The sequence below is a fragment of the Paenibacillus germinis genome (assembly GCF_013141785.1).
Classification (GTDB): Bacteria; Bacillota; Bacilli; order Paenibacillales; family NBRC-103111; genus Paenibacillus_E; species Paenibacillus_E phytorum.
In genome coordinates, this window is sequence record NZ_WHOC01000198.1 from 196,940 (window position 1) to 218,880 (window position 21,941).

The 21,941-nt window shown below is 47.5% G+C and carries 23 protein-coding genes; 7 read left to right on the plus strand and 16 right to left on the minus strand.

Annotated features, from left to right (window positions below; genetic code table 11):
* Positions 1-436 precede the first annotated feature (436 nt).
* Positions 437-1,828 (minus strand): class II fumarate hydratase, encoded by a 1,392-nt coding sequence (gene fumC / locus GC102_RS38780; protein ID WP_171694242.1) that lies wholly within the window; start codon positions 1,826-1,828, stop codon positions 437-439.
* 199 nt (positions 1,829-2,027) lie between these two features.
* Here fumC and GC102_RS38785 point away from each other — a divergent pair, with 199 nt between their 5' ends.
* A complete protein-coding gene (locus GC102_RS38785; RefSeq protein WP_171694243.1) occupies positions 2,028-2,420 on the plus strand; it encodes an acyl-CoA thioesterase in 393 nt (130 codons plus the stop codon).
* 12 nt (positions 2,421-2,432) lie between these two features.
* On the opposite strand, the gene GC102_RS38790 is transcribed toward GC102_RS38785, so the two are convergent.
* Entirely contained in the window at positions 2,433-3,002 is a 570-nt protein-coding gene (locus GC102_RS38790) for a pyridoxamine 5'-phosphate oxidase family protein (protein ID WP_057304454.1), read from the minus strand.
* 297 nt (positions 3,003-3,299) lie between these two features.
* On the opposite strand from GC102_RS38790, the gene GC102_RS38795 reads away from it, so the two are divergent.
* The gene (locus GC102_RS38795; protein ID WP_171694244.1) at positions 3,300-3,467 is read left to right on the plus strand and encodes a hypothetical protein; all 168 of its coding nucleotides are present in this window, start codon (positions 3,300-3,302) and stop codon (positions 3,465-3,467) included.
* Between the two features lie 757 nt (positions 3,468-4,224).
* Positions 4,225-4,833, plus strand: coding sequence for a PdaC/RsiV family protein (locus GC102_RS38800; protein ID WP_171694245.1), 609 nt, complete (start codon positions 4,225-4,227; stop codon positions 4,831-4,833).
* Positions 4,834-4,835: 2 nt separating this feature from the next.
* Here GC102_RS38800 and GC102_RS38805 read toward each other — a convergent pair whose 3' ends face one another.
* Together GC102_RS38805 and GC102_RS38810 are read right to left on the minus strand one after the other, a co-directional pair.
* Positions 4,836-5,840, minus strand: a complete 1,005-nt coding sequence (locus GC102_RS38805) for a TRM11 family SAM-dependent methyltransferase (protein WP_171694246.1) — start codon at positions 5,838-5,840, stop codon at positions 4,836-4,838.
* 102 nt (positions 5,841-5,942) lie between these two features.
* Positions 5,943-6,818, minus strand: a complete 876-nt coding sequence (locus GC102_RS38810) for a LysR family transcriptional regulator (protein ID WP_171694247.1) — start codon at positions 6,816-6,818, stop codon at positions 5,943-5,945.
* A gap of 126 nt (positions 6,819-6,944) precedes the next feature.
* Here GC102_RS38810 and GC102_RS38815 point away from each other — a divergent pair, with 126 nt between their 5' ends.
* Positions 6,945-8,015 (plus strand): branched-chain amino acid aminotransferase, encoded by a 1,071-nt coding sequence (locus GC102_RS38815; protein ID WP_171694248.1) that lies wholly within the window; start codon positions 6,945-6,947, stop codon positions 8,013-8,015.
* 279 nt (positions 8,016-8,294) lie between these two features.
* Here GC102_RS38815 and GC102_RS38820 read toward each other — a convergent pair whose 3' ends face one another.
* The 4 genes from GC102_RS38820 to GC102_RS38835 form a co-directional block, all read right to left on the minus strand.
* The gene (locus GC102_RS38820) at positions 8,295-8,729 is read right to left on the minus strand and encodes a YkvA family protein (RefSeq protein WP_171694249.1); all 435 of its coding nucleotides are present in this window, start codon (positions 8,727-8,729) and stop codon (positions 8,295-8,297) included.
* A 394-nt stretch (positions 8,730-9,123) separates the two neighbouring features.
* Positions 9,124-9,354, minus strand: coding sequence for a LysE family transporter (locus tag GC102_RS38825; protein ID WP_246321364.1), 231 nt, complete (start codon positions 9,352-9,354; stop codon positions 9,124-9,126).
* A gap of 79 nt (positions 9,355-9,433) precedes the next feature.
* On the minus strand, positions 9,434-10,309 hold the full coding sequence (gene aguB / locus GC102_RS38830; protein ID WP_171694250.1) for an N-carbamoylputrescine amidase: 876 nt from the start codon (positions 10,307-10,309) through the stop codon (positions 9,434-9,436).
* Between the two features lie 5 nt (positions 10,310-10,314).
* The gene (locus GC102_RS38835; protein ID WP_171694251.1) at positions 10,315-11,349 is read right to left on the minus strand and encodes an agmatine deiminase family protein; all 1,035 of its coding nucleotides are present in this window, start codon (positions 11,347-11,349) and stop codon (positions 10,315-10,317) included.
* Positions 11,350-11,575: 226 nt separating this feature from the next.
* Between GC102_RS38835 and GC102_RS38840 the strand changes: the two genes are divergently transcribed.
* Complete coding sequence (locus tag GC102_RS38840) at positions 11,576-12,211, plus strand: FMN-dependent NADH-azoreductase (RefSeq protein WP_171694252.1); 636 nt, start codon at positions 11,576-11,578, stop codon at positions 12,209-12,211.
* Between the two features lie 49 nt (positions 12,212-12,260).
* Here GC102_RS38840 and GC102_RS38845 read toward each other — a convergent pair whose 3' ends face one another.
* Together GC102_RS38845 and GC102_RS38850 are read right to left on the minus strand one after the other, a co-directional pair.
* Positions 12,261-12,998, minus strand: coding sequence for a metallophosphoesterase family protein (locus GC102_RS38845; RefSeq protein WP_171694253.1), 738 nt, complete (start codon positions 12,996-12,998; stop codon positions 12,261-12,263).
* Between the two features lie 41 nt (positions 12,999-13,039).
* Complete coding sequence (locus GC102_RS38850; protein ID WP_246321370.1) at positions 13,040-14,308, minus strand: hypothetical protein; 1,269 nt, start codon at positions 14,306-14,308, stop codon at positions 13,040-13,042.
* A gap of 11 nt (positions 14,309-14,319) precedes the next feature.
* Here GC102_RS38850 and GC102_RS39920 point away from each other — a divergent pair, with 11 nt between their 5' ends.
* Together GC102_RS39920 and hmpA are read left to right on the plus strand one after the other, a co-directional pair.
* Entirely contained in the window at positions 14,320-14,607 is a 288-nt protein-coding gene (locus tag GC102_RS39920) for a hypothetical protein (protein WP_246321371.1), read from the plus strand.
* Between the two features lie 540 nt (positions 14,608-15,147).
* Entirely contained in the window at positions 15,148-16,362 is a 1,215-nt protein-coding gene (hmpA, locus tag GC102_RS38855) for an NO-inducible flavohemoprotein (RefSeq protein ID WP_171694255.1), read from the plus strand.
* Positions 16,363-16,645: 283 nt separating this feature from the next.
* Here the strand turns inward: hmpA and GC102_RS38860 are convergent, their stop codons facing one another.
* The 6 genes from GC102_RS38860 to GC102_RS38885 all read right to left on the minus strand — a co-directional run bounded on the left by GC102_RS38860 (position 16,646) and on the right by GC102_RS38885 (position 21,872).
* The gene (locus tag GC102_RS38860) at positions 16,646-17,242 is read right to left on the minus strand and encodes a TetR/AcrR family transcriptional regulator (RefSeq protein WP_171694256.1); all 597 of its coding nucleotides are present in this window, start codon (positions 17,240-17,242) and stop codon (positions 16,646-16,648) included.
* 14 nt (positions 17,243-17,256) lie between these two features.
* Complete coding sequence (locus GC102_RS38865) at positions 17,257-18,702, minus strand: FAD-dependent oxidoreductase (RefSeq protein WP_171694257.1); 1,446 nt, start codon at positions 18,700-18,702, stop codon at positions 17,257-17,259.
* A 461-nt stretch (positions 18,703-19,163) separates the two neighbouring features.
* Entirely contained in the window at positions 19,164-19,628 is a 465-nt protein-coding gene (locus GC102_RS38870) for an HAD family hydrolase (protein WP_171694258.1), read from the minus strand.
* A gap of 104 nt (positions 19,629-19,732) precedes the next feature.
* Positions 19,733-20,581, minus strand: coding sequence for a GNAT family N-acetyltransferase (locus tag GC102_RS38875; RefSeq protein WP_171694259.1), 849 nt, complete (start codon positions 20,579-20,581; stop codon positions 19,733-19,735).
* A gap of 329 nt (positions 20,582-20,910) precedes the next feature.
* Complete coding sequence (locus tag GC102_RS38880) at positions 20,911-21,444, minus strand: NUDIX hydrolase (RefSeq protein WP_171694260.1); 534 nt, start codon at positions 21,442-21,444, stop codon at positions 20,911-20,913.
* 179 nt (positions 21,445-21,623) lie between these two features.
* Positions 21,624-21,872: an NUDIX hydrolase gene (locus GC102_RS38885; protein WP_216628308.1), complete on the minus strand. Its 249-nt coding sequence runs from the start codon at positions 21,870-21,872 to the stop codon at positions 21,624-21,626.
* Positions 21,873-21,941 lie beyond the last annotated feature (69 nt).

A 21,941-nucleotide genomic window follows, 5' to 3' on the forward strand; every position in this document is an offset into this window, starting at 1 on the left:
GCTGCAGCCTGCATCTGATACCTTGCAAACCATAAAAGATTCCTGCTGGAACCTACATCTGGTACACTGCACACCATATATCCGAAGCACCCACCTCCAACGTCCGATCCTGCAAATCACTTCAGAAGCCAGCTTTGCGAGTAAAAGCTTCATTTTGTGCAGTTAAATTCGTAGAATAGAGCGTATTTTGGGGATTTTGCTGCATTCTGTGCAGTAAATCCCCCCAAAAACAGTCGAAATTGACGAATTCAGTTGAATTTGATGTACTTTTTGCATCTTTATTACGTAGGATGATAAATTATCTCGAATTTGCTGCACTTTTTGCAGTTGGGTGCGGGTGGGACAGGCACAAAAAGAGGTTGAGCTGCAGTCTTAAACTGCGTCCCAACCTCTTTTGTGGTGTGGAGACATTCCCTCCGTCTCCCCCGGTTACTATTCACGTTGCCTTTGGACTCACCATGTCTTCCGGACGCACGTAGCTGTCAAACTGCTCAGCCGATAAGTAGCCGCTGCTCACGGCTGACTCCTTCAGTGTCAGCCCTTCTTTGTGGGCTTGCTTCGCGATGCTGGCCGCTTTCTCATACCCGATGTACGGGTTGAGCGCTGTAACCAGCATAAGGGATTGCTCGAGATTGCGCTGAATCACCTCGCGATTCGGCTCCATGCCAACGAGACAGTTATCGTTGAACGAGCGCATACTATCAGCCAGCAGCCGCACGGACTGCAGGAAATTGTGTATGATCACGGGCTTGAACACGTTCAGCTCGAAGTTGCCCTGGCTGGCGGCGAAGCCGATGGCCGCATCGTTGCCCATCACCTGGCAAACGACCATCGTCATCGCTTCGCTCTGCGTGGGGTTGACCTTGCCCGGCATGATCGAGCTGCCGGGCTCGTTCTCCGGGATCGTGATTTCACCGATCCCGCAGCGGGGACCGCTAGATAGCCACCGCACATCGTTGGCTATCTTCATTAAGTTCGCCGCCAGCGCCTTCAGCGCGCCGTGGGCGTAAACGATCTGATCATGGCTGGTCAGCGCATGATACTTGTTCTCTGCTGAGACGAAGCGCGTGCCCGTCTCGCGAGACAAAGCTTCGGCGACGCGCGCGCCGAACTCGGGATGCGCGTTCAGCCCTGTGCCGACGGCGGTGCCGCCGATAGCCAGCTCGCGCATCGTATCGACGCTGCTGCGCACCATGCGCGCCGTCTGCTCCAGCATCGCCCACCAGCCGCTGATCTCCTGCCCCAGTGTCAGCGGGGTGGCGTCCTGCAGGTGGGTGCGGCCGATCTTCACGATGTCGGCGAAGGCCGTCATCTTGCTCTGGAGCGTAGCCTGCAGAAGCTCCATCGCAGGCAAAAGCTCCTCCTCCACCGCGATGACGCCAGCGACATGCATCGCGGTGGGGAACGTATCGTTCGAGCTCTGCGAACGATTCACATCATCGTTGGGATGTATGCGTTCGCCGCCATCTCCCAGCAGTTCGCTGCCTCGGTGAGCAATCACCTCGTTGACGTTCATGTTCGACTGCGTCCCGCTGCCCGTCTGCCAGACGACGAGCGGGAACTCGTCGTTCCAGCGGCCCTCCACGATTTCATCGGCAGCCTGCGCAATCGCCTCCGCCTTCTCTGGAGTTAACCCGGCTAGCTCGCGGTTCACCTGCGCAGCGGCCTTTTTCAACAAAGCAAAAGCCCCAATCAACCGCACCGGCATCCGTTCCGTGCCAATCTTAAAGTTCTCATAGCTGCGCTGCGTCTGAGCCCCCCATAACTTATCCACAGGTACTCTGATTTCACCCATCGTATCCTTTTCAACGCGATAATCTTGCGCCATTTTGCACCGCCTCCTGAACCTAGCTTTATATACAGATAAAATAAGTTAACCAATCTACTGACATCACCAAACACGCAAGGCATAGTTTGCCCACATTATGGAGCAGTATGAGCCTTTTACTGGTTTTCACACCCGTAGGAGAGCTATAATGAACAAAAACACCTGCCCATGCCAGGTGTAAAAGAAGGAGCTCATTTTCATGGAATCCAAACTTGATATTATCGTCAGATCAACGGAAATTGATGTGAATGGACACGTCAATAATGCCAAATATTTGGAGTACCTAGAATGGGGGCGCGAGGAATGGTATGAGCAGTCCCAGCTATCCTATGAAACCTTTGGCGCGATGGGGATTCAAACTGTTACCGTGAACATCACCATCAATTATAAAAAAGAATGCAAACAAGGAGATCAATTAACGGTCACCTGCCGCCCTGACAAAATGGGACGCTCCAGCTATGTGCTGAAGCAAGAGATTTTCAACAAGCAAGGCGAGCTATGTGCTGATGCCCTTGTCACCAGCGTAACGATGGATAGCGCGACGCGTAAAAGCCGAGAAGCGCCGGAGGTGTTGCGGAAACATTTTGACTAAAAAAATGCGATCTTATACAGTGTCTGTGGATAACTTTTGACCGAGTGTCGTCAGCAGTCCGTCCATGCTTGTCACGTTTTTTGCTTGCCAATAGTCATTCAACCCTTGCTCGCCTTGTTTCGTCGCCCAATTCTGCAGGGTTTTCCGCTCTCCTTCATACGTGTAAAAGGGAACACTGTAACCGCATGATGTTTTGACCTCATGGACTTGGACGACGATGATTTGCCGAGCTCCTGGCAGCAACGTAAACCGCGGAGACAGTTTCTCCCACTCTGGGGTACCTGGCAAAACAACTTGCCCCTTCCCATACAGGCGCAGTATCATCGGAGGTCCTTCCACGGCTGTGAACATCAACGTAATTCGTCCATTCTCCTCCAGATGCGCGCTTGTCTCATTCCCGCTCCCCGTTAAGTCCAAATAGGCCACTTCATTCGCTGATAAAATACGCAGCACATCATGACCCTTCGGAGAAAGATTAACATGTCCTTCCGCCGATAGCGGTGCCGATCCCACAAAGAAGATGTGCTGCTTCTCGATAAATGCTTCATGCTCCGGCAGCAGCGCTTCAAATGATTTCCCCATACGCAAATCATCACCTTTCCATTTTCTTCTATTATGCTCTCCCTTACGATATTTGTGAAATAGTTAGAATAGACATTCTTTATAGTCTTTACCTATGATTAATAGCGGTTACATTCTAATATCAAATAAACTGCCTGTATGTTTACTGGAAAATAGAGACATACTTAGTTAGTCAAAGATAAACGGCTTACGCTGTCCTTTAGGACGAGTGCGTTTATCAGGGTTGATGCCTTAAGTTTAAGTTCACCGTTAACTTATACTTACTAATCAACTGAAACTTAGAGGAGGTGATTTCAAATGTCAACGACCAACAGCAGTGATGATGTGGTGAGCCATGGCATTAATGCCGCACAAGCCAACGCGGAAGATAGCGAATCTAAACAAAAAGTGGAGGAATTAAACTCCTTGCTTCAAGGTACAGCAACAAACTCCAGCGCCAATGAAGATACGTCCTCACAAGAGTAATCCGCTGCAAATCATTTTAGATGATTAAGAATTAACACCGTTAGACAACTATAAAGCACTGCAAAAAGAGCTTTTCCTGCTGGTCTATCGAGACCGAGGAAGAGCTTTTTTTTTTGGTATTAAAGGATAATAGGCGGATGAGCTGAGTGAACCTCGCTGCCAAATTCGACCAATCAGAGTGCTTTAACTGCTCCAATTCTCCACACTTGTGCACCCCATTCGTCTAGCCTTCTACTTCTTTACTCCCCTTGTCCAGCACCACTTCACCAAACTTCTGCTGATCAACTCCACTTTGCACTACTCACTTCTACACACAATTACTTTTCCACTTCTCTAGCACAGCTGCGCTCCTCCATCTTTCTACTTCCTAACTCCTACTTCTATCGCCTATTCCTTCCTTCCTTCCTTCCTTCCTTCCTTCCTTCCTTCCTTCCTTCCTTCCTTTCTTCCTTCCTCTACTCCCTACCTCTCCGCGCTTCCCCAAATAAGAGCCTCCAGAGACTGCTATTTCTCTGTTTTCATCCCTTTTGAACGAAATAACAGCCTTTAGAGACTCTTATTTTCAAAAAAAGTGAGTTATAGTAGGTAATTTGATGGAAATAGAAGTCTTTTAGGGCTTCTATTCTTCTGTTTGTTGTATTTTATTCCGCAATAGGAGTCTTTCGAGACTCTTATTCTCCAACATCTCCAAGAACATTGAACCAAACGCCCACCCACGGAATAAATTGTAACAAAAACGTATGGATGGATGATGAAGATGAACGGATTAGATGAACCCGTTAGTATACAGACGTATAAAGTGCTTCGTGATAAATTAAACCTACTGTACCCAGCTGTTGTGAAGCATTCGCCTTACACGGCAGAGCTTGCAATGAACACAGCGATTGTTAACGCAGTTAATAAGCAGCTTCGCGAGCAAGGCTATCCACAAAATCCGCAGACAGACGTGACGGCTCATTATGAGCTTAAGACGAATGAACGCGGTATCCTTAGCTTGACCTTATGGAATTATGCTTTTTCGGGCGGAGCCCATGGACTAACGATCCAAAACGCACTGACCTTCAACACGGAATCAGGCAAAGCCTATGCGCTCAAAGATCTGTTTAAGCCCGGCAGCGATTATGTTGCCAAGCTTAGTGCCATTATTAAGGCTGAGCTTAAAACTCGGGATATTCCTTTGTTGGTAGAATTTAATCGTATTAGACCCGACCAGGATTTTTATATCGCCGATAAGGCTTTGGTCATTTATTTTCAAGTGTATGAGCTGGCCGCTTATGTCTATGGATTTTTGTATTTTCCTATTTCTGTGTATGCCATCCAGGATATCATCACTGAAGATGGACCGCTTGGTAAAATGCTTTATTAGTGCTAGACGCAGACGATAATTTGTCTGATGAAGTTACCTTTATTGACGGTGCAGCGCTCTGCGATGCGAAATCCTGCTTTCGCGATGAGCGGATCGATCTGCTCCGTCGTAACGATAACCGCGCGGTTCGCTAATCGGCGGGCGCTTTGGAGCATTTGAAGCTGCTCGTCCTCCGGCAGCTTCGAGCAGAGATTGTACGGCATGTCTAGGATGAGCGCATCATAGCGGACCTGCTGGCTGGTCGGTGATTCCACTACCTGCTCGCCTATGCATCCAAGGCTGGTCGGTGACGAAACATGCTCACCTACCAAGCCTAGGGTCCGCATATCCGCGATGCTCACCACGTTGGGCATGCCGAAGTGCTCGAGATTCACCCGCGCACCGCGCACCGCCAGCGGGTTGATGTCGCAGCCCACGATGTCGATCCCCATCGACATCGCCTCCACCAGAACCGTGCCGATGCCGCAGCACGGGTCAATGGCTTTCGTGCCCGCAACAATGGGCACGGCAATGTTCACCACCGCCCGCGCTACGCGCGTACTCAGGGCGGTGGAGTAGTTCTGTGGCTTCTGCTGATGCTGAAGCCACACGGCTTCGCCGTAGCTGCAGTGGCCGAACAACCATCGGCCTCCCAGCTCCGTCACGGCGAACCATTGCTCCGGCCGTCGCATCTCGGCTTTGCCGCGAAGATGCCGGCCTATTTCGAGAGCGACCTCGCGCTGGCGGTCCGTACTGACGGCAGCGTCTGTCTCCGCGAACGCAACCTTGAACGTTGACCCCTGCACGGTCAACGTTGCCACCATCGAGGCCAGCTCCGGCAAGCTGCCGGCCTCGAACAACACATCCAGCCGCAGCTTCAGAAACGGGCTGCGGCTCGGCTCTACACGACGCGCGCTAACCGCGTAGCGCGCGCCAAGCACTGCCTCTGCGCCCAGTAAGGTGCGCAGCTCTAACTGGCACAGCGCCTGCTCGTCTTCGTGGCAGGCGTATACGTATATATGTTCCATACATCATCCCTCATTTTACATGTTAAATGCCTAAATCTGTTTTGTCTTCTGTCTTCTGTCTTATGTCTTTCAATTTCCCGCGCTCTGTTATCTTTCCTATGTCTACAAAAAAAACTGCTGCATCAATTGCTTCATAAACATATCCATTGTCTTACACAGGAACATATCCTTCCGATAAACAATGCCGACGTCCTTCTGGGGAATCGGGTCTATTATCGGGATACTCCGGATGCCGCTGCTGCGGATACTGTCCACATAGGACTGTGGCAAAATAGCTCCGCCTACATTATTTTTGGCCATCTGAAGCAGTGACTCCAAGGTTGAGAGCTCTATCGCCGGCTTCCACTCAAAGCCAGACTGCTCACAGCAATCATCCATCATTTGCCGAACATAAAACTTTCTCTGGAGCATAGCGACTGGAAGCTGGGCTAAGTCCGCCAAACGAATGGCTTTCGCCTGTGCTAGCGGATGTTTGTCCGAAATAACAAACCGCAGCTGTTCATTGTACAACGGGATGTAATGGAACTGTTCATCTTCATCAGGCAGGAAAACCACGCCGATGTCAAGCTGGTTGCTCAGCAGACGCTCCTTCGTCTCCTCGGTAGCGAGCTCGGTCACAGATAGCTCGATCTTCGGGTAGAGGGCATGGAAAGCAATAATCGTCGCGGTGAGCAAATGATTACCGGAACAACCAATACGCAGCCGTCCCCGCTGCATACCCTGGATCTCATTAATAGCCGCCTGAGCTTGATCCAACTCATGGAACATGTTCCTGCTATGTTTATGAAGGATCTCACCTGCTTCTGTGATGTAAATCTTTTTTCCGATTCGCTGAAAAAGGGGGGATCCTACCCGATGCTCCAACAAACGAATCTGTTGGCTAAGTGTGGGTTGGCTGATGCCAAGCTTTTCCGCTGCCTTCGTGAAGTGGAGTTCTTCGCATACCGCTAAAAAGTATTCCAACAATCGATGCTCCATCTTGGTATGCCTCCGATCATAGTTATTAACTATGATGGTAATTGATTATTCGCAATTGATCAATGATTGTTATTTATCTATAGTAACGATAACAAGAAAGCACATTCGAAAAGGTGGTTGATGGCGATGTATGGACAGATTCGAATCGAACACAATCTGAGTTGTAAAGCAAAGCCCCGTTTTGAAGAGGACTTAGGGTTCGGGCGTCATTTTACCGATCATATGTTTATGATGGATTTCGAGGAAGGAAAAGGCTGGCATGATCCGCGTATTATCCCTTATGGGCCCATTTCCCATGATCCTTCAGCGATGGTTTTCCATTATGGGCAAGCCGTGTTCGAGGGGTTAAAGGCTTTTCGTACGGAAAAGGATGAGATTGTTCTATTCCGACCTGACCAAAATGCACAGCGACTAAACCGTTCCAGCGACCGGCTGCAAATGCCTCAAATGGATGAAAATTTCGTCGTAGGCGCCATTCAAACCCTCGTTCGTGTGGATGCGGAGTGGGTGCCCAGAAAGAAGGGGTCCTCTTTATATATTCGTCCTTTTGTGATTGCTACCGAAGCCGGCTTAGGGGTGCGCGCCTCATCGCGCTATTCGTTCGTAATCATTATGTCACCGGTAGGCTCCTACTATGAAGAAGGGCTTCAACCCATCAACATCCTTGTAGAAAGCCATTATGCCAGGGCCGTTCAAGGTGGTACAGGCAGTGCCAAAACAGCTGGTAATTACGCTGCAACCCTCAAAGCACAAGCCCTCGCCAAAGAACACAACTGTGCTCAAGTGCTCTGGCTGGATGCCATCGAGAAGACTTATATAGAAGAAGCAGGCAGCATGAATGTCTTTTTCAAAATCAACGGGGAAGTTGTGACCCCGAACCTTAGCGGCAGTATTCTGGATGGCATCACACGAAAAAGCATCATTCACCTGCTGAAAGAGTGGGGCATTCCGGTTACAGAGCGGAAAATTTCGATCGATGACATTGTTCTCGCCTATGAGAACGGAACTCTAGAGGAGGCTTTCGGTACAGGTACGGCTGCCGTCGTGTCCCCTATTGGCAGTCTCTTGTGGAACGGTACGCCCATGGTGATTAACCAAGGTAACATTGGTGATCTGGTTCGTCGGCTTTACGATACGATTACTGGGATTCAATACGGAAGGATTGAGGATTCTTACGGGTGGACGATTTCTTGCTGAATTCTAGCTGTTAATAAAAAAGACACCTCTTGGGTGTCTTTTCTCATTTGGAGACTACTCTAATTTAAATGAGTAAAATATGGAGATTTGATGTACAGAAAATACATCATTACTACTTCAAACAGAAAATATACGATGATTTGATGCACTTTATGCATGTAGTCGCATCCAACTCACCCAGTTACTGCACAAATCCTCTACCATTAGCTCGTTCTGAAGCTTTAATTACTTAGATTAGCTAACGCTTTGCAAACTGCCCGGGGAGTAGTCAGCAACACCCTATTTTACTCCTTGCTCATCGCTCTCTGATTCCTTCTCTTTCTGCTCTACAAGCTGCCCATCAATATCGATAATATCCTTGCTGTTCATCACATCATCACCAAGAAAATCCCTCAGCTTGTTCTTCGCTTTGCGCTTCACATCGTCATCGATACTCCTTGCGACAGATGCCAAGGCTAACCCCAGAGCACTTAAATCATCTACATATCCGATAATCGGCAGCAAATCCGGCAAAAGATCCAACGGCAAAATGAGATAGCCCAGCGCGCCGTAGATTTGAACTTTTGCTCTAAGCGGTGTTTTTGGACTTTCTACGGCGTAGAAGAGCAGCAATCCGCTGTAAATGACTTTGCTGCCTGCCTTTTTGGCGCCCTTTTTCAGTTTCAGCCAGAAGCCGTCGGTTGAGAAATATTTCTGATATTTGGAAGAGTCCATCGCACGATCACTCCAATCATTTATATATATATAACCCATATACAAAAAAAATAAAGCATTCCCAGATGATAATCACATTTTGTTATTTCATTAGTGTGCTCTCCCTAACGCCAAGAAACTCACGTTTCTAAGCTTGCTCCATCACTCAGTGAATCTATGTTGATTTTGTCATAAATTTGAGGACATTTGCAAGGCGTCTTTGAAGAAAAAAGAACTAGACCGGAAAGTGACTTCTCTCCGACCTAGTTCTAACACCCCGAATTCTCATGAAGGCAAAAACGGCAAAATAACGTCTCCATGTTCCCTCTACGCTCAAAAAGGCTGGATATTTGATAAATAGCGGATCGTAGTTTCCGTTTGCTTTTGTTCAACAATGAAATCATCAAAAAAAGAGCTACTCCCCAAGGAGCAGCCCTATGATGGCTACCAAGACAAACACGGTTAATATGACACCCGATATTCGGTTGATCCAGCGAAAAGCCGTAACATGAATACGATCTCGAAGCATGCCAATCACAGTACTTAGCGCAAACCACCATAAGGCGGAGCCTACGAATACCCCGAACACCAGGGCAACAGCTGAAGCAATGCCTGACTGACTAATGTGATCGTTCTTCGTATACATAAAATACCAATGGACCCGACCGGTGCAGCGATCGAGAGCCCCAGTAAAATTCCTTTCAACAACGGAATGAGCATTGCGATTACAGTACCTGCTCACCATCATAAGTAGCAATTTTCTTGTAAAGATCCGGACGCCGATCGCGGAAAATGCCCCACTCAATACGCTGAACTTCCAGCTGATCGAGATCGAATTCGGCAACAAGCACCGTTTCTTCATTGCGGCCAGCTTCCTCAATCATATTGCCCTGCGGGCCTGCGATGAAAGACGAACCATAGAAGTTGATGCTGGATTCCTCATCTTCTTCCTTACCGATGCGATTCGACGCGATAACCGGCATCAAGTTCGCCGCGGCGTGACCGCGCATGCACATTTGCCAGTGATCCTTAGAATCGATCGAACCGTCCTGCGGCTCAGAGCCGATAGCAGTTGGGTAGAACAGCAGCTCCGCACCCATCAAAGCCATTACCCTTGCAGCTTCTGGGTACCATTGATCCCAACATACGCCTACGCCGATTTTGGCATAGCGTGTTTTCCAAACCTTGAACCCGGTATCGCCAGGGTTAAAATAGAACTTCTCCTCATACCCCGGACCGTCAGGGATATGACTTTTGCGATAAAGGCCAAGCACCTCGCCATCAGCATCGATGACAGCTAACGAATTGTAGCGCGCGTAATTCTTTTTCTCATAAAAGCTTATCGGCAGTACGACCTGAAGCTCCTTAGCAATTTCGCGGAAATGTTTGATCGCTTTGTTATTCTCCAGCTCCGTCGCGTAATGGTAGTAGTCGGACTTCTCTTTTTGGCAGAAATACGGTGTCTCAAACAGCTCTTGGATCAAAATAATTTGAGCGCCCTTCGCGGCTGCTTGGCGAACCAAGGCCTCTGCTTTGCGAATGTTTTCTTCTATATTTTCGGAACAGCTCATTTGCGTTGCTGCTACTGTAACTTTTCTCAATGGAATCACCCTTTCTTGCTAGCTGGCATTTGCTGTGTCGTGCAGTGAACGTTGCCGCCTTCTTTGATGATCGACATGCCGTTAATTGTGCGGATTCTGCGATCTGGGAAAGCTGCGCTTAGCACCTCTGCCGCTTTACGATCTGTCTCTTCCGCTGTTCCGCCGAACACTGGCAAAATAATGCCGCCGTTTACGAAATAAAAGTTCAAATAGCTCAGCGTCAGACGCTGCTCTTCAAAAAATGTTAAAGGAGGCTGCTCGATCTGGATAATTTCAAAAGAACGTCCCTTAGCATCCGTCGCATTGCGCAGAATTTCTAAATTCTCCTGAGTAATCGCATAGTTTGCATCCGATGGATCGTTGCAGACCTGTAAAATGATTTTGCCTGGAGCCGCGAAACAAGCAATATTATCAACATGACCGTCCGTTTCATCGCCGTCCAGCCCTTTGTTCAACCAGATGATCTTCTCGACGTTGACGAAGTCTTTCACATACTCTTCGATTTGTTCACGGCTTAGATCTGGATTTCGGTTCGTGTTCAGGAGACATTCCTCCGTTGTCAAAAGCGTACCTTCTCCATCCACATGAATGGAGCCGCCTTCCATGACGAGCGGAGCGTCAAAACACTTCACACCGTGATGCGCTAGAATTTGCGGAGCCACGTTATCATCAAGATCCCACGGCGCATATTTGCCGCCCCACGCGTTGAATTTCCAATTCACAGCTGCGATTTCCTGCTGTTCATTTAACAAGAACGTTGGGCCGTTATCTCGGAACCAAGCATCGTTATGCGGAATGATCAGAAAATCAACGTTCGTCTCGTCGAACATAGCCTTTACTTGCTCAGCATCCGCCGGGTTCACGATCACTGTCACAGGCTCGAACTCAGCAATGGCCTTGACCAAATCTGCATAGCCTTTTGATACAACCGCATGATCCTCCGGATAAACCATCGAAGATTGAACGGGCCAAGAAATAAATGTACGTTCGTGTGTTGTCCACTCTGCTGGCATTCTATAGTGTAAATCCTTAGGTTTCATCTCATCCATCTCACTTTATATAAATTTGTTGGCAGCCATATGAAGGGCAAATATTGAAGTCAAATGCACCGTCTTTCATCATATACCAAAAGGAGCTTATGCTCAATGTACATAGGTTTACAAATTTAGCAATCGTTAAAAGCCAACTTCATCCACAACGCATACTTTGTCTGCCTTTAATGAACATTAATAAAGGTTTTAACATGCAACGAAAGGGCGGATCACATTGGCAACTGTTTTACACATCTCAGCACATCCTCATGACCACCAAACATCATTCAGTATGGCTGTAGGAAAAGCCTTTATTGATACCTATCGGGAAGCAAACCCTAATGATGAAGTCATCCATCTGGACTTGTACAGCATTCAATTGCCTCACATTGATGCCGACGTATTCAGCGGGTGGGGAAAATTGCGAGGCGGTCAACAATTCTCAGATTTGAGCAAGGAAGAACAAACAAAAGTAGGTCGACTCGGCGAAATAACGGATCAGTTTGTAGCAGCGGATAAATATGTATTCGTTACGCCAATGTGGAATTTCTCATTCCCACCGCTTATGAAAGCCTATATTGATGCTATTTGTATCGCTGGCAAGACGTTTAAGTACACAGAAACTGGCCCTGTAGGCTTGCTGCCTGACAAAAAAGCGCTGCATATCCAAGCTAGCGGCGGCGTTTATTCGGAAGGACCTGCTGCCGCTATGGAAATGGGACATCGTTATTTAAGTGTCATCATGTCATTCTTCGGCATTACGGATTTCCAAGGAATTTTTGTTGAGGGAATGGCTCAGTCACCTGACATGGCTCCGCAAATTAAAGAGGACGCGATTAGCCGTGCGCAAGCCTTAGCTAAAACGTTCTAACAAATGATAAAAGCTAAGTAAACCTTTTAGGGTCTACTTAGCTTTTTTGTTACTCTTTCGTCTTTTTTCCGCGATATTGACCCGTCCGCAATTCCAAGATATAGGCCTCTGAATCCGGCATCCGCTCATCCTTCGCGTGCTGTACGGCGAGTTCAATGTCATAAGGCACTCTCACGTGTTGTAAATTAAACGCCGCGGGCTGTTTGCTGTGATAATTCCCCTCAAGAAGGACATAGGATGCTTGCGTTAAATCCAGCGGATTCCCTACGCTTCCTGTATTGAAAAGCATTTTACCCTTAAGAATCTGCAAATAGGCGTTGTGAACATCACCATAGCCTGCTACGTCAGCTTGCAAAGGCTCCCCGCACAAGTCCGAGGACTCAAACATCGACATACGGCTTTCCATCTGGTCCCATGGCTGAATACGTTCATATACGCTTCTTGGCGAAGCATGGAATAACCTCACGAACTTCCCGCTCATCCAGAACTCATAGCAAAAAGGCAGCCCTTTCAAATAAGTCAACCGTTCGCGTCCAAGCCTAGTCTGCTGCCAAAGTAAAACCGGATCTTCGGTAGGATTACCGATGAAATCATCCCAGTTTCCCATAATGACCGCATCGCAAGCTTCACGTACGTGATCAACAGCGAGATCCGAATGCGGTCCCTTCCCTACTAAATCCCCTAGACAAATGATCTCTGTAACATGTCGATGCTGAATATCCTTCATAACCGCTTCGAATGCAGGCATATTACCATGGATATCTGAAATAATGGCTAGTTTCTCCATCGACCCACCTGCCTTTATGTTAATATTTTTCGTTACGTGAATTAATGCTTCTCCCCGCCCGCTCTGCCAACCAAAAACGGATACATCAGATACAATCCAACCACATACAGCAGAACAGCTATATAAACAGGCAACAAATGAATGAAGTCCATATAGCCAATGTGAACATGCACCAGAAGACCGGCCGCAAATCCGGGAAGACCGCCCCAGAGAAACGTCCACCACAACCAGCTCTCGCCTTGATTAACCCCCCATAAAGCGGAGGCTGTAATCGCTACCGCTAGTGAAAAGAGCGCTCCGCCGAATCCTGCTCGGTCATGAGCAATGAGCGGAATGATGTGATCGTTCCAAGCAGCAAGCTGCTGGACTGTCAGGCCGAGATAGGCTAAATCTGTCGGTACGAACACGGTAGTGATACCGACGAAAGATATCGTCAAGCCTCCGATTGCTAAACCAAATCCAAGTACAACGAAGCAGCATTGCCCCCACTGCGCTCTGAGCCAAACAGAATCATTCAACACGCCTGGCTTTTTACGGGAGGGATGATCTTTCAATCCGCGCAAGGTCAGCAGCAGCATCGGCAGCAGCACGGCCGCAGCTGCGGCATGAAGAGGATCAAAATAGCCATAGCCGAGATAAAGGAAAAAGCTGCTGAAGCCCACAGCACACGAAGTAACTACCGCAGTTCGCGCCCAATGAAGCCCGCAACGCAAGCCATGACGAGCCAGTTGATAATAAAAGATACCGATTGAAATCATCGTTCCGGCTAAAGTAATGCGGTCATGGGACATGAAATGTATAATATGCCCATTAAATCGATTTATGACACTTCGGCTCACGCCAAGAAAAGTTTCGTCGTAAGGCAAGAGGACGCTTGTGGACGCAATAAGCCATGCGAGCACACCACCGATCATCATGCCGATACCCAGCAGGCTCATCCAGCCCCAATTAGCCCAAAACGAAGGCGGCTGGGGCTCAGTTGTTTGCCTGATGCGATCATGAATGATCGCTTCGTTGATTCGCTTGGGCAGCCCTGGCCCCGCGTACACCAGCCCGCTATGCAGCTGGACGCTATTCGCTCCAGCTGCCAACAGCTCTAGAGCATCCTGCGGCTGATGAACACCGCCAGCCGCAACAATCGTGCTCCGCTCGCCAAGCGACTCGCGGAGCAGACGGACCTGGCTCAGCTGCGCGGTGAGCGCCTCCGCACCGCCGCCGATGCGTTCGCGGCGGGTGCCCGGCTCGCGCAGCGCTTCGCCGACGACGACACCGCTGAAGCTCTCGGCGGTGTCGGTGAGTTCACGCAGCATCCCGAGGGGAGTTGGCTGCGGCAGGTAGAGCAGCAGCGGCTTCCCCGGGGCCGCTGCTAGTGCGAGTTGGCGTACCTCGCGAAGGTACGCTATGGCTTCATCCGGTGGCCAGCCTTCGGCGAGGCCATCGATGTAGAACCCCGCCGCGTACGGCGCCAGCTTCTCGAGCAGCTCCTGCTGCTCGATCAGCGCCTCGCGCGGTGAACTGCCCGGCATCGGCCGCAGCCGCACGAAGTGCGGCAGGCGATGCCCTGTGCCCTTGCGCAGGCGCTGGACGATCGCATCCGCGCCCTCATTGACATAGCCATCGGGGTACACGATGGCTTCACACTCAGCGTCGCGTTCGATCGGCGCGTCATTGCGTACCTCTCGGACCGTCACAGGTCCGATCTCGATGAAGCCAAACCCGAACTGGGCCAGCGCCTTGTGCGCGGTCCCGTGCGGATCAAGCGTGCCGCTGAGGCCGATAGGACACTGAATCGGCACCCCCGCCAGCTCATCCTCGAGGATCGGCGACAGCTCCATGTGACCCATCGTTTTGATCACGAACGTTCCGCCTGGGACGCGGCTTAATCCACCTATCGCATGGAGGGTCAAGTTCCGGGCTATGTGCCCCGGCAGTCGAAATAGCAACGGACGAAATATCGCGTGATAAGACCAATCAGGCATCGACAAGTACTCCTGTATTTGTTTATTTTATCCAGTATACCTCGGATTCAGCATCATGCCTACGTCACAGATTGTTGCTATTCCCTGTGATTATAATCACACAGGTTCCATCCTCTTTTTCACTATACTTAAGGCATCAAGTTAATCAATGTGAAGTGAGGCGATCCTTTATGTTAACCGAGCAAACCATCCGAGTTATTAAATCGACAGTCCCCGTACTGGAAGTTCACGGTGTAACGATAACTAAACGTTTCTATGACAGGTTGTTCACAGATCACCCCGAGCTGCTGAATATATTCAATCATGCGAATCAAAAACAAGGCCGGCAGCAAACCGCTCTAGCCAACGCCGTGTATGCGGCAGCCCTCCATATTGATCGGCTCGAAGCCATTTTACCTGCTGTGAAACAAATTGCCCATAAGCATCGCAGCCTGGGCGTCAAGGCGGAGCATTATCCAATTGTCGGCCACCATTTGCTTGCAGCCATCAAAGAAGTGCTTGGCGATGCAGCAACCGACGAAATTCTTCAAGCTTGGGCTGAAGCCTATGGGATCATAGCGGATGCTTTCATCAGTATTGAAGCCGAGATGTATGATACATCTGCACAACAACCTGGAGGTTGGAAGGATTTCAGACCGTTCCGAGTCGAACGCAAAAACAAAGAAAGCGACGTCATCACTTCCTTCTACCTGGCCCCCCAAGATGGGGGCGCACTCGCAACATTTGAACCGGGGCAGTATGTAAGTATCCGAATTCAGATTCCAGGGGAAGATCATACTCATATTCGGCAGTACAGCCTCTCTCATGCACCCGGGAAGCCTTACTATCGGATCTCTGTAAAACGCGAGGATAACAATCCTGCTATTCCTGCGGGCAAGGCTTCGGTCTATCTGCACAAGCAAGTGCAAGAGGGGGATGTGCTGTGGTTGTCCGCGCCTGCTGGTGATTTTACACTGGATCAAAAGGATACTCGGCCTGTTGTACTTATCAGCGGCGGTGTTGGGCTGACACCAATGATCAGCATGCTGCATTCCCTTCCAACCATGTCGCCGAATCGTCAGGTTACCTTTATCCATGCGGCTCAGAACGGTCAGCACCATGCGCTGCGCAGGGAAGTTGAAGAACTCGCCGAGCAGCAACCGCAGGTGACTGTTGCCTGGTGCTATCAGCAACCGACGGAAGCCGATGCAGCCGAGCATGCTTTTCATAAAGAAGGATATATCGATTTGCCATGGCTCCAAAGCATTATACCGACTGCGGAAGCTAGCTTTTACTTCTGCGGACCTGTACCGTTTATGAAAGCAGTGAACCACGCGCTCCGTGAATGGGGTGTACCTGATACGGACCGCCACTATGAATTTTTTGGTCCTGCGGGCACTTTGTAAACGGATGGGCGATTGGAATTCTTTTTTACAGTTTAAGGTTCTCCTGTTCAAGGAAAACAAAGTCTTAGACTGGAGTTTTTGATCTTGTGCTCTTTTTGAATTGTAGAATCGGCAACTTTTGAAAATTAAGTATTAGACTGACCTGTTTAAAATACAAACGGCAGCCTTGGACGAGAAAATATCAAGTCCTAGACTGCCGCTGTTTATTGAATTAAAAAACGGGCTGTTTTCAAGTAGATTTTATCTACTTGAAAACAGCCCTTACTTGACATGTCACTCTTCGCTATAAAGGAGCAATCATCCTCAGCAGCACGTCAACACTCGGAAGCTGGTAGCCACCAATCTTCTGCACATTAAGCACCATCAGACCAGAGAGGACCGATAGGTAAGATGAAATCATTTCGTCCAAATCGTCATCCACAAGCTCTCCGAGCTCTTGTCCTTCTCGGAATAATGCCTGCAGTTGCTTGACGTAATTGTCCATCGAGTAATGCTTCATCAACTCCAACACCTTTTCAGGCACTCCATCTGATGTTCGTGCCTGATGGATCAGCAGAAAGTAGTCCGTACCACCTTCATCCAACATATCTTGCGTTAACGCTCTGATTTTATCGATCGGCGAGCCAGGCAGCTCATAAACACTTTGCATAGCCTCATCCGATGCAATCATTGCTCTTTCAACAAGTGTTGTGAAAAGCTCTTCTTTAGACGCAAAGTAATGATAAAGCAGTCCATGACTAATCTCGGCTTCAGCGGCAATCATGCTCATTTTCGTCCCAATAATCCCCCGCCTTGCAAAAACTTTAAGCGCAGCGCTTATAATTTGCTCCCTGCGTTCATCTCGAATATGATGCTGTTGTTCTTCATTCAACGGAGACAATACGTCTTTCACTCCTAACTTGGAATTATTTTAGTTAATGCTTCTTCTAATGGCAGCTCGTATTCTTTCAGCAGGTCCGCGAGTAGTTGCTGTCCTTCCTCCGATGCCTCAAGCACCGACTTGACCATCTGTGGATTAAACAATTCATGCAGAGGCAATGATAACGAATTAACGCCCCAGTACAAACCGAATAGCTTGAAATTATGATTCGCAGTCCCCTCTTTCAGGATCAAATTCATATACTTGCTGCCAAAAGTAATTCCCTTGAGTGGTTCTGTGCCTGCCTCATATTCGACGCCATCCCACTGCAAATCCGCCGCGCAATTTAACCACCAGGCAGGGGTAATGACCTTTTCTTGTATCCTACGGAGCACCTTTTGCTCGAAATGAAGCTCAGGGTTGTTCTGTCGCTCCTGCAACAAGGTGTTTAGCAAATCCACTTCTATGGCAGCAACCGTCATCCCTTGACCAAAAATCGGGTCATAGATACAGAAAGCGTCGCCCAACACTAACAATCCGTCCGGCCATCTTTCCATTTGCTCATAGTGGTGACGGTACAGTTCTGGTACGCGAAAACCCTTAGGCGGGGTGATAGGTTCGAGCTCACACAAGATTTCTGCAATCATGGGGGTAGGAAGCTGAGCGACCTCTTGTTCGAAATCTTCCGCATTCGTTGGTGGATAGTGCCCACCTGGACGATACAGCAGCATTTCAGCCACCTGATTCTCTATAAAGGAAAATACACCCGTAAATGTTCCCTTGACCGGTTGGCCCATGATGTTGATCACATCCCATTTCTCAATCAGGTGCTTCAAATGCGCAGGTACGTTATATCGACGCGTACTGTATCCGATAGCTGCTTTCATCCGATCAGAGCGAGGTACATCATATCCAAACTCCTTCAACCATTGCGTCAGTTTGGAGGCACGGCCACTAGCATCCACAACAAGATCCGCCAAGAATTCGCTCTTCTTGCTTGTTCCCCGCCTACGTACTTGGACCCCTGTAACAGCCGTATATTTCGGAGTTGTAAGAAGCCCAATGACATCATGCTCCGCTAGCAGCCGTACATTGGGTATCTCCTTTACACGTCCACGAATCACCCACTCCAGTACAGCACGGCTGAACTTGATATCATTCCGTTGATAAGGTCCGGCTACCGTTCCATATTGATTCATCATATGAACGGTTTTATTTAATGAACTTGGTGAACCAAGAGCCACCAGTTCTTCCTCATAGCCAGGAAAAAGCTGCTCCGTAATCATTTTACCACGCTGTGTGAACCTATGGGGATGAAAGCCATGCGGAGCGCCATTCCGATCTGCGGGATGATGAGGAAACTCATCCTTATCGATAAGGATTACCTCTTCGTAATACGACGAGAGGACCCTTGCCGTCATTAAACCTGTGATGCTGCCACCGATCACGATCGCCTTGCCTTCTTTTTGTATATTCTTCATATGATTCGCTCCTAATTTTCGATTGACTTAATCAGTCAATATTCAGCTAAAAAAATGCGTTCGAATTTTAGATTGACTGAATCAGTCAACAATAGAATAGACGATTATTTTCCGTAAGTCAATAAGCTATATTCCTTTTTTTTACAGGACAAAGTAAGGCAATGTCATAGACCTTAGGTGAAAATATGGGAGGTTTGCTCCATGGCTTCGAAAATCCGTTAACGCAACTGCTCTGTAATAATAAAGTATTAGACCGAGACTCCTTATCTATCAAGGAATCCCGGTCATTTTAATCTCAAAGATATTTATAAATTGAAGTGTTGCTTAAGTTAAATCCGTATGAAAAAGTTGTAGACTACCCTATAGAGCTATCGTTCCTCGGCGTATTATGAGGTCAACCAGTATTTACTGGTTGACCTCTTTCATTTTGGTGGTGTACTTGTCAGTAATAAACAAAATGGTTATTTTCTGAGCGTTGGAATGAGCCGATGATGCATTAACAACAAATTCAATCCATCAATTATGTCTGTGACGACTATTTTACTACTCATTAATGTCGCCGTTGCACAGCCTTCTTGCCCTACTACAGCGATTGAAAGATCGGCTTCACGAAACATTAGTTCATCGTTTACCCCGTTGCCCAAAACAGCAACACCTGGTGAAATCGTACGAACAAATCTTCTTTTCTCCTCTCGTTGATCATCTTGGCCGATAACGTGCAGCTCTACGGGTAGTCCCTCACATTCTCTAGCGGCACTACCGTTACTATCAGCGGTTAATACATGGATCTTAAGTAGTTTCTCTAATTCTAACAACTTCTCCCTAACATTAGGTAAGATCAGTCCGTCTAAAGCAATCGTTCCATTAAAATCTAAAACGAGATGATTAATTAGTAGGTTTTCTTGTCCAGGAATAAGCAGATGCATAGCGTCTCACCTTTCGCTCTCTCATTCTTTCATTTTAAACATATAAATATCGGCAGAAAACAGGATGTACGCCTTCAGCTATCCGTACCCGTTAGTTCAACAAATTACAGTGATTTCCGCATAAATTGCATAATATACTTTTCTTTAAAGCCAAGGCTGTCATACAGATTTCTGGCATAATTCCCGACAACACACCAAAGGTCGACTTTTGCACTGCCACGTTGATAGATCTCGTTGCACAAATACATAACAAACTTTCTTCCAATCCCAAGCCCCTGAAAGTCTGTATGGACGGAAATACTGCTGAGTTCATTACCAGAAAGGTGACTATAAGCGACGATTTTCCCATTTATTTCGTAGACAAAACGGTTTTCCGCATCCTCTTTCCATGCTCTTCGTTCTTTTTCACTGGGCTGGGCAATCACAGAATCGGGAAAGCACCCGACTCGGACGCGCATTTCATGAAAAGCTGTGGCATACAGCGATTGACTGGCAAGATAGTCTTCGTCCGTATACAGCCTCACCGGAAGCTCGTCCAAGGGAAAGGGATTGCCTGTTAGCTGCATTAAAGCCGATGAAAAGTATTTCTCATAACCGAGCTTGTGCGCAAACGCAAGAGATGATTGATGACCAGCACGAAAGGAACTCCTGACTTTTTGGGTTCCACCCGCCAGCAATTCAGTCTCAGCATACTTTACCATTGCAGAACCGATTCCTTGCCTGCGAAACCGTGGAGCGACAAACACAGTTAAATAGGACTGAGATGCAGGTTTGTTCACTTGAGCCAGTGCAACAAGCTTATCCTCAATAAACGCGGTAATAAACAATTCCGGTTCTTCGGCAAGCACCCGAAGGATGTCTTCACCCTCATCGACGTCAAAGCTTAATAATTCTCTTGCGACATTATAATCTTTTTCATTGAAGTGTTCGTATCGGATACCTGCTATATTCATCAGCCTTTGATTCCTCCGTTTTTAATGGGGCGTTGTAAAAATATTTCTGTTATCTATACTTCGCATTGGCATACCCCCAACAAAATAGGATACTGATAACAATTTTAACTTTAATTTTGGTTTATAGGTGGTTATTTTGGGTTTTAAGTATTCTGCCCGTTAGTTTGGCCACCTGCAAAAAGAGACCCACAGCTACGGGCTGCGGGTCTAAGTTTTATATTCTAAAGGGGGTCAGGTTTATTATAGGCTCGATTCATTAATGCTGTATGAAAATAAGATTTCAATTATATTACATTTACTGAACAAACGTTCTTCGTTAGATTAGCGATCTACTCCTCACTAACTTTTCTCGTTAATTTTTCCACCGCATTTTCAAGTATAGTCATATCTCGTAAAATCATAAATTTAGTTGAATAATCATTACAATTTAGAGCTGAGCAATTCATCACTTCTAATGCTTTGTCTAGTGGCATCCATTTAACCACCATACCAAGTTGTATTTCGCTTTCACTAAGATTTGTTTTACTGGCATTATTATGTGCTTTTGCTATATAGCAGTAGGAAAACTGCATAAAATTATTACATTTTTTATGTTCCTCGATATAGCCCAATTCATGAATAATTTCAGCTTCATAACCTGTTTCTTCCTTGATTTCACGTAAAAATGCAACATCAGTATTTTCGCCCTCATCTATCCCTCCACCAGGTAACTTGTAAAGTTTAGATTTTGACATATACATCATGGCAACGTTCAACATGTTATCAACTAAAACACCTCTTGATCCATAGCGAGATATGTGGTCCATAAATTCAGGGGCACCACCTAGAATATCACTATCCGTTATTCTTTTAATCAGTTGCATAATATCACCAAGCCTCCTTAAAAGAGCCGGTTTCCCCACTGAATGCTCTACACTTGTTTCCAATAAATGTAATAATATTTCTGCCAGTTAGCGAAGGGCCGCCACGCGGCAGCCCCTCTGGTATTTAACTATCTTTATCCGTTAGTGCAAAGATTTTTAATACACGAGCCCTCGTACAATTAAACACGCCTTTGAAGCTTGACATTACATTCTGACGTTGTCGCAGTGACGTACTCCATATAATTCACAGAGCCGTTAAAGTTCAAATAAGCTTCATAACGCATGCGGATTGCGGGTAAAGTAATCAAATCCAGAACATTTTCCTTTGGAACCCACCTGCACTCGCTCGTTTCATCAGAAGTAGCTAACTCTCCACCCACAGCTTTGCACACGAAATCGAACATGACCTTCGTAGGAACATCAGTCACACCGTCCTACCACTTATGGATCGCTGTATTCGAAACAACACTAATTAAATGGCCAACAGTGGCGTCTAT